The organism is Parabacteroides sp. AT13 (genome assembly GCF_002272965.1).
In the GTDB taxonomy this organism is placed as follows: Bacteria; Bacteroidota; Bacteroidia; order Bacteroidales; family Tannerellaceae; genus Parabacteroides; species Parabacteroides distasonis.
On sequence record NZ_NQMH01000001.1, the window covers coordinates 2,917,444 to 2,929,867 of the forward strand.

At 45.2% G+C, this 12,424-nt stretch carries 11 protein-coding genes; 1 reads left to right on the forward strand and 10 read right to left on the reverse strand.

Annotation, left to right across the window (positions count from 1 at the left end; all coding sequences use genetic code 11):
• Positions 1–3: 3 nt before the first annotated feature.
• The 7 genes from CI959_RS12205 to CI959_RS12235 all read right to left on the reverse strand — a co-directional run bounded on the left by CI959_RS12205 (position 4) and on the right by CI959_RS12235 (position 7,449).
• A complete protein-coding gene (locus tag CI959_RS12205; protein WP_005864349.1) occupies positions 4–1,389 on the reverse strand; it encodes a bifunctional UDP-3-O-[3-hydroxymyristoyl] N-acetylglucosamine deacetylase/3-hydroxyacyl-ACP dehydratase in 1,386 nt (461 codons plus the stop codon).
• A gap of 6 nt (positions 1,390–1,395) precedes the next feature.
• The gene (gene lpxD / locus CI959_RS12210; protein ID WP_057317698.1) at positions 1,396–2,439 is read right to left on the reverse strand and encodes a UDP-3-O-(3-hydroxymyristoyl)glucosamine N-acyltransferase; all 1,044 of its coding nucleotides are present in this window, start codon (positions 2,437–2,439) and stop codon (positions 1,396–1,398) included.
• 89 nt (positions 2,440–2,528) lie between these two features.
• Positions 2,529–3,371: an orotidine-5'-phosphate decarboxylase gene (gene pyrF / locus CI959_RS12215; RefSeq protein ID WP_005854382.1), complete on the reverse strand. Its 843-nt coding sequence runs from the start codon at positions 3,369–3,371 to the stop codon at positions 2,529–2,531.
• A gap of 32 nt (positions 3,372–3,403) precedes the next feature.
• A complete protein-coding gene (prfA, locus tag CI959_RS12220; RefSeq protein ID WP_005854384.1) occupies positions 3,404–4,513 on the reverse strand; it encodes a peptide chain release factor 1 in 1,110 nt (369 codons plus the stop codon).
• Positions 4,514–4,522: 9 nt separating this feature from the next.
• Complete coding sequence (locus tag CI959_RS12225) at positions 4,523–5,689, reverse strand: AIR synthase related protein (protein WP_005854386.1); 1,167 nt, start codon at positions 5,687–5,689, stop codon at positions 4,523–4,525.
• A 46-nt stretch (positions 5,690–5,735) separates the two neighbouring features.
• Positions 5,736–6,644, reverse strand: coding sequence for a glucosaminidase domain-containing protein (locus CI959_RS12230; protein WP_009275736.1), 909 nt, complete (start codon positions 6,642–6,644; stop codon positions 5,736–5,738).
• A gap of 73 nt (positions 6,645–6,717) precedes the next feature.
• A complete protein-coding gene (locus tag CI959_RS12235) occupies positions 6,718–7,449 on the reverse strand; it encodes a bifunctional 2-polyprenyl-6-hydroxyphenol methylase/3-demethylubiquinol 3-O-methyltransferase UbiG (protein WP_009275737.1) in 732 nt (243 codons plus the stop codon).
• Between the two features lie 126 nt (positions 7,450–7,575).
• Between CI959_RS12235 and cdd the strand changes: the two genes are divergently transcribed.
• Complete coding sequence (gene cdd, locus CI959_RS12240; RefSeq protein WP_005864357.1) at positions 7,576–8,052, forward strand: cytidine deaminase; 477 nt, start codon at positions 7,576–7,578, stop codon at positions 8,050–8,052.
• A 62-nt stretch (positions 8,053–8,114) separates the two neighbouring features.
• On the opposite strand, the gene CI959_RS12245 is transcribed toward cdd, so the two are convergent.
• The 3 genes from CI959_RS12245 to pdxH form a co-directional block, all read right to left on the reverse strand.
• The gene (locus CI959_RS12245; protein ID WP_057317699.1) at positions 8,115–9,863 is read right to left on the reverse strand and encodes a phospho-sugar mutase; all 1,749 of its coding nucleotides are present in this window, start codon (positions 9,861–9,863) and stop codon (positions 8,115–8,117) included.
• Between the two features lie 134 nt (positions 9,864–9,997).
• A complete protein-coding gene (locus CI959_RS12250) occupies positions 9,998–11,686 on the reverse strand; it encodes a M23 family metallopeptidase (RefSeq protein ID WP_008773545.1) in 1,689 nt (562 codons plus the stop codon).
• An 87-nt stretch (positions 11,687–11,773) separates the two neighbouring features.
• On the reverse strand, positions 11,774–12,418 hold the full coding sequence (gene pdxH / locus CI959_RS12255; protein ID WP_011966689.1) for a pyridoxamine 5'-phosphate oxidase: 645 nt from the start codon (positions 12,416–12,418) through the stop codon (positions 11,774–11,776).
• Positions 12,419–12,424 lie beyond the last annotated feature (6 nt).

Genomic DNA, 12,424 nt, shown 5'->3' on the forward strand with positions numbered 1-12,424 from the left:
TTATTATTTGTTTTTTACAATCTGAGCCATGAACTCGGCTTCACTAACCAATTTATCACCAACGAATACATACCCTTTCATGGTAGAGATCCCGCGACGGATCGGTGCCAATAATTCCAGACGTAATATCAACGTATCGCCCGGAACGACTTTTTGGCGGAATTTCACGCCATCTATTTTCATGAAGTAGGTAGAATAGCGCTCTGGCTCATCTACGGAATTCAAGACTAGCAAACCACCTGTTTGTGCCATAGCCTCAACCTGCAGGACTCCCGGCATGACCGGTTCCTGAGGGAAATGCCCTTGGAAGAACGGTTCGTTGGTCGTGATGTTCTTTACGCCTACGATATAGTTCCCGCCAACCTCGATGATCTTGTCAACCAATAAGAACGGATAGCGGTGCGGCAATAATTCACGGATACGGTTGATATCCATCACCGGCTCACGGTTCGGATCGTATACCGGGGCTTGCACCTCGTTCATCTTGATATCCTTGCGGATCATACGAGCTAACTGGTTATTGATCTTATGTCCCGGACGGGTAGCGATCACACGTCCGCGGATCGGCTTACCGATCAAGGCGATATCTCCGATCACGTCGATCAATTTATGACGTGCCGGTTCGTTATCGAATACAAGCGGCTTGTTATTGATATAGCCTAATTCCTGCACGTTCTTGTGAGGGATGTTCAGCATATCCGCCAATTTGTCCAAAGATTCTTGCGGTATCTTCTGGTCGTAGATAACGATCGCATTGTCTAAATCGCCACCCTTGATCAAGTTGTGGTTGAGCAACATCTCCACTTCGCGTACGAATACGAACGTACGTGAAGCCGCCAATTCTGTCGGGAATTCGCTGAGATCGTTCAACGTGGCGAATTGGTTGGAAAGCACGGGCGAATCGAATGAGATCAATACGTTCACGCTGAACTTATCATCCGGAAGGATGATCAACGAAGAACCGGTTTCCTCATCTTTTACCTCGATCTTGTGCTTTACGATATAATAATCCTTCGGAGCGTTTTGCTCAACAACCCCTGTCTTTTGGATTTCCTCGGAGAAGAAGCGAGAACTTCCGTCTAGGATCGGAAACTCGGGTGCGTTTACCTCGATCAAGCAGTTATCGATCTCATAAGCGTATAAAGCCGCCATCGCGTGCTCGATCGTACTTACTTGAACGCCATTCTTGCTAAGCACCGTACCCCGTTGTGTATTAACCACGTTCTCGGCCAAGGCGTCAATCGTCGGTTGGCCTTCCATATCGACACGTTTGATCTTGTATCCATGGTTCTCGGGTGCGGGATTAAACGTAATCTCTATATCTAATCCGGTATGCAACCCTTTTCCTTTCAAGGAGAAACTTGCCGCAAGCGTTTTCTGTTTTTGCATAGGTCTTTATTGTTTATTAATTTCTTTCTTGAGTTGTTCGATCTCCCGTTGCATTTGCCCCAGCGAGCGGTATATATCCGGAAGACGGTTGAAGATCGCGCTGGAACGCATAAAGTTCTTAGCGTTGATCGCCGGCGCCCCGAGCAATGTCGTCGCTTCCTTCACGTCGCTGATAACGCCAGCCTGAGCTCCGAATACGACGTGGTCCGCCACATGGATATGTCCGGCCAAACCAACTTGTCCGCCAAACATACAATGCTTTCCTACTTTTACGGAACCGGCGATGCCGACTTGCGCCGCCATCACGGTATTCTCGCCTACCTCCACGTTATGAGCGATTTGTACGAGATTGTCCAGCTTAACGCCTCGGCGAATGATCGTAGAATCCATCACCGCACGGTCAATTGTCGTATTGGCTCCGATCTCTACATCATCCTCGATAATAACGTTGCCTAATTGCGGGATTTTCTTGTAAGTCTCACCTTCGGGAGCGAATCCGAAACCGTCAGCCCCGACTACGCTACCGGCATGAAGGATACAATTATTGCCGATTATACAATTCTCGTAAACGGTGGCATGCGGATAGAATACGCAGTTATCTCCTACCGTCACGTGATCACCGATATAAGCGTGCGGGTATACCATACAGTTCTTACCCATTTTTACGCCTTCTCCGATGTAGGCGAAGTTACCGACATAACAATCGTCGCTCACGGTCGCGGAAGCGGCGATAAAAGCGGTAGAATCAACCCCCTTCTTTTTGCTCTTCGATTGCTCTACCAAATTTAATAACATCGCGAGCGCCGCATAAGCGTTCTCTACTTTTACAAGTGTGGCTCTTATCGGTTGTTCCGGTTTGAAATCATTATTCACCAAAACAATGCTTGCCTCGGTATTATAAATATGATGCGCATATTTAAGATTCGCCAAAAAGGTCAATGTACCTGGCTTTCCTTCTTCTATTTTAGAGAAGTTGCTGACTTTAACGTTCGGATCTCCTTCAATCGTTCCGTTCAGGAAGCCGGCAATTTGTTGGGCTGAAAACTCCATTACTTATTCAATTATATATGTATCTTCGTTGACTGTCCGCTGTTTATAGACAGTTAGTTTGCAAAAATGGTGAAAATTCTTTATATAGCCTATGCTTTGCAGGGAATAATTCCCTTATCATGTAGATAACCGGCCATTTCTTTCTGTACGGCATGTGCCGCCTCACGGGCTACGTTGGCGAAAGCCTCCGTCTTATCCGCGTAAATAATCGCACGGGAAGAATTTACCAAAAGACCGCATTGGTCGTTCATCCCGTATTGAGCTACTTCCGCCAAGCTTCCACCTTGAGCGCCTACGCCCGGAACTAACAAGAAATGATTCGGGGCCTGTTTACGGATATCAAGGAACATCTTGCCTTGGGTAGCGCCCACTACATACATCATTTGCTCATCGTTAGCCCATTCTTGCGATTTCTTTAGTACTTTCTCGAAAAGACGTTCACCATTTGCGTCTTCCGTCATTTGAAAATCATGTGAGCCTTTATTGGAGGTCAAGGCCAATAAGATTACCCAAGCCTCCGGGTAGATCAAGAATGGTTTTACGCTATCCTCGCCCATATAGGGAGCGACCGTTACGGCATCTACCTTGATATGATCGAAGAAAGAACGGGCATACATCTCGGAGGTATTTCCGATATCACCACGTTTCGCGTCGGCGATGATAAATTGATCGGGATAATTCTCCCGTAAGTAAGCCACAGTCTTCTCAAAAGCCATCATACCCTTTGTGCCGAGGCTCTCGTAAAAAGCCAGATTCGGCTTGTAAGCGACACAATAATCGGCGGTAGCGTCGATGATCGCTTTATTGAATGCGAAAATAGGATCTTCTTCCGACAATAGATGTTGCGGGATCTTTTTTATATCTGTATCTAATCCGACACAAAGGAAGGATTGTTTCTTTTTAATATTCTCGAATAGCTGTTGTTTGTTCATTTTCTTATTCAGTATGAAATGATTGGATGTGTTTACAATTCAGACTCTTTCAGTCGCTCAGCGTTCTCCGCTACGATCAGGTGATCCAAGCAATCTTGAATTTCACCGTCCATAAAGGCTGAAAGATTATAGATCGTGTAATTGATACGGTGATCCGTGATACGCCCTTGCGGGTAATTGTACGTACGGATCTTCGCGGAGCGGTCACCGGTAGATACCATGGTCTTACGCTTGCTGGCGATATCGTCCAAGTATTTCTGGTGTTCCTTGTCATAAATGAACGAACGAAGACGGGTAAGCGCCCTTTCTTTGTTCTTCGGTTGGTCTCGTGTCTCCGTACATTCGATCAAGATTTCCTCACTCACACCTGTAATGGGGTTCTTCCAGACATAACGCAGACGGACACCTGATTCCACCTTGTTTACGTTCTGACCACCGGCCCCACCGGAGCGGAAGGTATCCCATTTAATCTCCCCTTCATTAATCTCAACATCAAATTCATCCGCCTCAGGCAATACGGCAACTGTAGCGGCGGAGGTATGTACACGTCCTTGCGTCTCCGTAGCCGGTACACGCTGTACACGGTGTACACCGGACTCATACTTCAACGTTCCGTATACTTTCTCGCCCGATACCGTGAAGATGATTTCCTTAAAACCGCCGGACGAGCCTTCGCTAAAGCTAGACACGCTTATTTTCCATCCCTTCAGTTCGCAATACTTCACGTACATACGATATAGATCACCGGCGAAAAGGGCGGCTTCGTCACCTCCCGTTCCTCCTCGTATCTCAACGATCGCGTTCTTGTCGTCTTGCGGATCAGCGGGAACGAGCAATAATTTTATCTCTTCTTCCAAAGCGGGAATACGTTCGTTGCAGGTATCCAGCTCCTCACGGGCCATTTCCCGCATTTCCGGATCTTGCTCGGACTCAAGCAAGGCTTTCGCTTCCTCGATCCCGTTCAATACTTTCACGTATTCCGAACGAGCTCCCACAATTTTCTCCAAATCACGGTACTCTTTGTTCAGTTTTACGAACCGTTTCATGTCGGCGATCACCGCCGGGTCGGTAATAAGGGTACCGACTTCCTCGAAACGGCTCACTAATCCGTCTAATTTACCAAGTAAACTATTTTCGGCCATTTATCTTTATTAATAGGTGAAGCGACCTTTCTCGCTTTCGATAATCAATTCATTTTTATCAGCTTCCTCTACGAAGCCCACGATTTGCGCATCAATACCAAAGCTTTTTGAGATGCCGATTACTTCTTCCGCATGCTCGGGAGCGATGTATATCTCCATCCGGTGTCCCATATTGAATACCTTGTACATCTCGCTCCAGTCCGTACCGCTCTGCTCCTGAATCGTGCGGAATAACGGTGGGATAGGGAAGAGATTGTCCTTAGTTACACGCTTGTTCTCTACGAAATGCATGACTTTTGTCTGGGCCCCTCCCGAACAATGTACCATACCATGGATTTGAGAGCGTAGTTTATCAAGCAATACCTTAATTACCGGCGCATAGGTACGTGTAGGCGAAAGCACCATCTTTCCGGCATCGATCCCTAATTCCTCGATCTTATCCGTAAGTTTCAATCCTCCGGAGTAAACCAATTCTTCGGGAACGGCGGCATCGTAGCTTTCCGGATATTTTTTCGCTAAATACTTAGAGAAAACATCATGGCGGGCAGAGGTCAAGCCGTTGCTACCCATACCTCCATTGTATTCTTTCTCGTAAGTGGCTTGTCCGGAAGATGCCAGACCTACGATCACGTCTCCTCCTTGGATATTCTTATTATCGATTACGTCCGAACGTTTCATGCGGCAAGTGACCGTACTATCTACGATGATGGTACGAACTAAGTCGCCAACGTCTGCGGTCTCGCCACCTGTCGCGTAGCAACCAACGCCCATCTCACGTAACTCTGCCAGCAACTCATCTGTTCCATTGATGATCGCCGAGATCACCTCGCCCGGAACCAACAGCTTGTTACGTCCAATTGTAGAAGAGACCAAGATATTGTCTACGGCACCTACGCAGAGCAGGTCGTCGATATTCATGATAAGAGCGTCTTGGGCGATACCTTTCCACACCGAAAGATCTCCGGTCTCTTTCCAGTACATATACGCCAAGGACGATTTGGTACCGGCGCCATCCGCGTGCATAATATTACAATATTCAGGATCACCGCCTAAGATATCGGGGATGATCTTACAGAACGCTTTCGGAAAAATTCCCTTATCGATGTTCTTTATCGCATTGTGAACATCTTCTTTTGAAGCGGAAACGCCTCGCAGGTTATAACGTTGATCACTCATTGTACTATATTATTTGAACCGCAAAGGTAATACTTTTTTATGTTACTTATCTAAGTTTTAAGACATCTCCTTCCTCCGGGATGTAATCTTTGTCTTTTTTATTCATTTTATACAGACTCTTGATCTGGATTCCGTACATCTGCGCAATACTGTGCATAGACTCTCCGACTTGTACCACATGGTCGTAATTCGGCTTGTCCGCTTTCTTCTTTTTCTTTTCCAGATATACGATATCGCCTGCCTGCAACGGGAAGTCCTCAGGCACCTCGTTGAATTTCATCAACTGCTTGGCCTTGAATCCCATGCTTCGGGCGATCTGGTCGAAACTGTCGTTATCCTTAGCGTATACATAGATCAAACCGTGGGTACGATAGACTTGATAATTGAACACCGGAAGATTTTGCTTCTTGGTAGAGGTCTTCTTTTTTCTCTTACCGGAGTCAAAGCGGTATAACTCATAATCTTCGATAACCTTGATTAATTTATTCGCGTAAGCACGATCGGTGGCGTAACCGCATTTTTGTAGTCCTTTGGCCCAGCCTTTGTAATCCTTGATGTTTAATTTGAACAGGCGTTCGTAGCGGGAGCGTTCGGCGAGGAAGCGGGAATGGTCATCATAAGAATCCTCTACTCGTTTGTATTTCCGGAAGCACTCTCCCCGCAGGTCGTCGTCGTGATAGACCCTGCCGCCTCGCCAGTCCGAATGGCATTTGATACCGAAGTGATTGTTGGAGCGTCTGGCCAAGTCGCTTTGCCCAGCTCCGGATTCCAGTAATCCTTGCGCTAAGGTGATACTTGCCGGAATGCGATATTTCTTTTGGTGTTGAATCGCCAAATCACTGTATTTACTGATGTATTTTTGATAGGAAGTCAGCTTCCGCTGGCTTTCCGCCCCTGCGCTTAAACAGACGAGGGACAATAATAATATACCTAAAAAATGAAGGGATAAACGCATAACTGTTCTTTTCGATCCGATTTTACCGGACAAATATATAAAAGAAAATACATATCTACCGGGAATTGATGGGTTAAAAATAGGAGATACGGGCTAGATAATCGTAATGCTCCCCATTTTCTATTTTTTCCGCTTTAAAGCCGGCTTGCCTTGCGTATAGATTCAGCGTGTTGAAATCTATATATAACCAATCAAATGAATCCCCTTTGATACTTTTATATTGCATGCGGAAATCGATCTCTCCGAAATAATCATCCTCGGGGGCGATATCCAGATTCCCGTCTTCATCTTCAAATAAATAACTTAAGTCGCTAGAGTCAAGTAAAAGCTGTCCGTCCCGGGCTAGAACCTCTTTTAAGCGGTGAAAGAAAGCCGGGAGATTTTCCAGTTTACCGATAATCCCGGAACCGTTCATTAAGAGAAGAATGGTATCGAATGGTCCGGTTAAGCTCCTGTCAAAAAAATTCTGTAAGCGGGCGTCTTTTACGCCCCGTTTGTTCATGGCCTCTACGGAAAGAGGGGATATGTCGATAGCGGTAACCTCTTTACCCATTTCCTGTAAAGCCAAGGTGTGGCATCCACTTCCGGCACCAACATCCAATATTTTGCCTGTACTGAGTTGAAGGGCTTTCTGTTCCAAGGAGGGCATTTCTTGGAAAGTCCGGAATAATTGATTCACGGGAATCTCATCTTCATCGAACATGGAGGAGAATACACGGAGTTTACTCGCTTTTCCATGTGCGAGATAATCGATGATAGCGGCGCCCATCGGGTCTTTATCGGATGTAAGAAGCATTGAATGCATATGTCTTTATTCTATATATAAGGTATATTCTATGATGTGGGTGCGAAATTAATATATTCTTTTTATATTTATAGCCTATAAGAATTATAGTTATGTTTCTTTCAAAACATTAAAACAATCAAGAAAATGAAAGAATTGAAATTAGAGACCCGGGTAGAGGTCTATGCGGTAGGAGAATTGGACAATATATATAGGCAATTGTACGAGGCCGCTTTTGAAGCCTCGAAAAAAGCTTATGCTCCTTATTCCAAGTTTCATGTGGGAGCGGCGGTTCTATTGGAGAATGGGGAGATACTTTCCGGAAATAATCAGGAAAACGCAGCCTATCCGTCTGGGCTTTGTGCGGAGCGGACCACCTTATTTTATGCGGGAGCACGTTATCCGGATGCGGCAGTTCAGATTTTGGCGATCGCGGCTATGAAGGATGGGGAACGTGTGGATCTTATCACGCCTTGTGGTGCCTGCCGGCAAGTGATGTTGGAAACCGAGCAACGTTATAACAAACCTATGAAAGTCCTTCTTTGTGGAAAAGAGGAAGCGTATCTCGTTCCGAGCGCAACGGCCTTGTTGCCGTTTTGTTTCAGTAAGTCTGATTTGATCTGATAGAATAAAAAGAGGCAAGAACGATTCTCGCCCTTGCCTCTATATGTAATAATTAAGTTCGATTAGATCCCTAAAGAAGCCTTGATCTGATTGATCTTTTCTTCTGCCGCTTTCTCTGCCTCCGGCAATTCATCGATACTCTTTACCTTGGAGTGAACCTCGCAATAGAATTTGATCTTCGGTTCTGTTCCGGAAGGACGGATAGATACTTTTGTATTATCTTCCGTGAAGTATTGAAGCACATTAGAGGTAGTAGGCATATCTAATGTAACGGTTTCGTTCTCTGCATAGTCCTTACCTTTCAATGTAGAGTAATCGTAGAAATAAGTTACCTTAGAGCCTGCGATCTCTGTCAACGGGTTCTCACGGAACTTTTTCATCATAGCCTCGATCTCCTCCGCTCCACTCTTGCCTTTCTTCACGACAGAGATACCTTTCTCCTTAGAGAAGCCGTATTCCACGTAAATCTTCTGAAGCAATTGATACAAACTCAAACCTTGATCTTTTGCCCAAGCTGCGATCTCGGCTAAGATAACGCAAGCGGAAACAGCGTCTTTATCGCGAACGAAGTCCTCGCAAAGGAATCCGTAGCTTTCCTCGCCACCACCGATATAGTTTTTCTTGCCTTCGTTCTCACGCATAACGTTAGCGATCCATTTGAAGCCTGTATAAACATCGTACATTTCTACGCCATTACGCTCGGCGATCGTCTTGATCGTCTCTGTCGTAACGATTGTCTTTACGATATATTCTTTACCATTGATCTTACCTAACTCTTTCCAGCGAATGATTAAATAGTAAACGAACATCAAAGCGGTTTGGTTACCATTCAAAAGTACCCATTCGCCTTCGTTATTCTTAACGGCGGCACCTACACGGTCTGCGTCCGGATCGGAAGCCATTACCAATTCAGCGTCAGTCTCTTTTGCTTTCTCTACAGCCATAGCTAAAGCAGCCGGCTCTTCCGGGTTCGGAGAGATAACCGTCGGGAAATCACCGCTAACAACATCTTGTTCCGGTACATGGATAATGTTCGTGAATCCGTAAGCTTTCAAAGCGGCAGGAACCAATTTAACACCTGTTCCGTGAATTGGAGTATACACGATCTTCATATCCTTATGGCGGGAAATAGCCTCCGGAGACAAAGAAATCGTTGTTAATTCCTTGATATATTCATCATCGATCGCTTGTCCGATGATCTCGATCAATTCTTTATTTCCTTTGAATTTAATCTCGCTAGCGTTACGGATCTTGTTAACCTCGGCGATCGTATTCTTATCGTGCGGGGCGATCATTTGTGCGCCATCATCCCAATAAGCCTTGTATCCGTTGTATTCTTTCGGATTGTGAGAAGCCGTCAAGATGATACCGCTCTGGCATCCCAGTTTACGGATAGCGAATGACATTTCCGGAGTCGGACGCAGGTCTTCGAATAAATAAACCTTGATGCCGTTAGCGGAGAAGATATCGGCTGATATTTCCGCGAACTTACGGCTGTTGTTACGGCAATCGTGGCCGATGACAACCTTTATCTGTTCTAAATCCGCAAATTCCTTTTTCAGATAGTTGGATAAACCTTGGGTAGCTGCGCCAACTGTATATATATTCATACGATTTGAACCTACCCCCATGATTCCGCGCAATCCACCTGTTCCGAATTCTAGGTCTTTATAAAAACACTCGATTAACTCAGTAGGATCTTCGTTGTCAAGTAACGCTTGAACTTGAGCACGAGTTTCCGCATCATAACTTTTCGTAAGCCATCCTTGTGCCTTACTTCTTACCATTTCTAATAAGTCGTTGTTTTCCATGTTTATAATATTATTGTGTTTATTGTTGAGCAATCTACTCAATACGATAAATATACAAGAAACAAATATACGAATTTCTTAAAGTAAAGCAATCAAAGGACTTATATTTTGCCTAAAAAATACGATAAATCGTCCTACCAAGTAAACGGATGTGTATAAATCGACTCATTTCCGCAAGCATCCGTTACGATTAATTTAAGTTCATGCTTGCCTCTTTGCAACCTCTCTTTATCGAAGCGATAGGTAATAACCGATTTATTATTCATCTCGAATAAGACAAACTGCCCGTCTATTTCTCCCCGGTAGGTTTGTACCCCGCTTAAGTTATCGGACAAACGGAATATGAAGTTCTGTTTGCTGACCCACGTCTGTTGGTTGATCGGCGTGATAACCGGAGCCTTTGTATCTTGTTGTATCTTATAACTGCCCAATTCCTTGATATTTGCGTCGATCCAGCCATTACGGTATGTACCGCCCATCCAAGAGGCACGTCCGTTTTGTAAGCGAACCACACCATATTGTTGTTTATTCTCAAGCGTATCGCTTTGCAAGAATAGTGATAACTGGGCCGTTCCATGCAAAGGGATTGGCTTATCGTGCAATATGTGGGTGGCTGATAATGAGGTACTATCTTCTTTCACCGAATAGCGGAAGTAGAGGTCATTATATAGATTACCTTTAGGCATGACGAGACGGATGCCTTTAGCGCCGAACCTATTCTCGCTACCCCAATGGAATAATTCTGTATGAGTCGTATCGATCTGGGGGATCTCTTGTTTCTTTCCCTCGATCCAGATGGATAAACGGGTGGCATTGCCGAAAGCGTCAGCAAGTGTATACGTCAAATGATAGGTACGAGGTTCATCTATACGCAAGATTCCCCGGTTTACGCTTTCAAGGAAGCGTAGACGGTTTCCCGGCTCGATGAAACTACGCATATAGAAAGAGCGATGATCTTTCCATTCTTCGTAATCTGTGAATGTGTTCAGATAACGGGTCTCGTCAAATGCGAACTTATCAAGATTACTATGGAAAATCACTTGGCTGTCTGCCGTGAGCGTGATTTCTCGTACGCCATAAATGTTAGTCGTATTATCCATATAATCATAGGCTTTTACAGCGAGCCCTATTTCTCCCCATGCCTCGATTTTTCCAGTGATTGTCTGTTTCCCGTTTTTCGCCGTGACGGGTTTTATCTCAAGCTTCTTGCTTTTGCCGTTTACTACGCCTTTTCCTTCGATGGGGACGATCTGTATTCCTTGGATTTTAGGAGGACGGGTATCGGTTATCCGATCCGAGAAATAATCCAAGGGGTCCATGACTTCCTCGGTCTCGGTGTCTCGTATCTCAAAATGGAGATGAGGTCCACCAGAGCTTCCGGTATTGCCGCTTAACGCTACGACTTCATTTTTCTCGACAGGAAGCAAATCCGGCGTAAGGAAGAGATTTACATTGAAACTTTCTTGTGCGTATTGTTGCTCTTTTACATAATTCGCTATTTTCTTCGAGAATTTTTGTAGATGGCCGTATACGGTGGTCGTTCCATCCGGGTGTGTGATGTAAAGCCCGTTACCGTAGCCCCATGGACTTACGGATATACGTGATACGTATCCTTCTTGTACCGTATGTACGGGTTTACCTTCTACCCCTTGTGTCTTGAAGTCTATTCCGGAATGGAAATGATTACTTCTTAACTCACCGAAGTTTCCGCTCAGTAAGATCGGGAAATCGAAAGGATTCCTAAGTTGCTGGGCGTTTGTGTTGATTATGTGGGAGCCGATGATTGCGAATAGACCGGCTAGATATATGGATCTAATATTCATAGGTATTACGTATTTTGACAGACAAAGATAATCGTTTTCGATGAATTATCTATCTCTTATCCTTTGGTATCGGACTTGTACCTGATTTCATGGGGCGAGCCTTTCTTTTTTCCAATGGCCGTCCGGTTGAAGGGTATATACTATGCGATCATGAAGTCGGTTGGGCCTACCTTGCCAGAACTCGATACGTTCGGGAATGACGGCATACCCGCCCCAGTGAGCCGGACGCTCCACTTCTTTTCCAATCCAACGAGCTGCCTCTCTAATGAAAGCTCGTATAAGTTGCACACGGTTGCCGATGGGTTGACTTTGTGGGGATATACGAGCTCCGATCCGGCTTTTATACGGGCGTTTTTTGAAATATTGATCCGATTCATCCGGGGGGACTTTTTCAGCCGTACCTTCGATATGTACCTGCCTTTCTAATTGATGCCATACAAACGAAAGAGAGATTGCCGGGTTTTGTGCCAGTTGCCTGCCTTTTCGGCTTTCGTAGTTGGAGTAGAAAATAAACTTATCATCATGCAGGTCCTTTAATAAGACGGTACGGGTGGAAGGTTTGCCTTCTGGAGATACGGTCCCTACTAGCATGGCCGTGGGTTCATCTACTTTGCTGTCTATAGCCTCTTGTAACCATTGACTGAAAAGCAAGAATGGGTTATCCGGAAGTTCGCTTTCCCTTAATCCTCCTTTTGTGTATTCTTGCCGGATTGAGGCGAGATTTATTTCCATATGTGT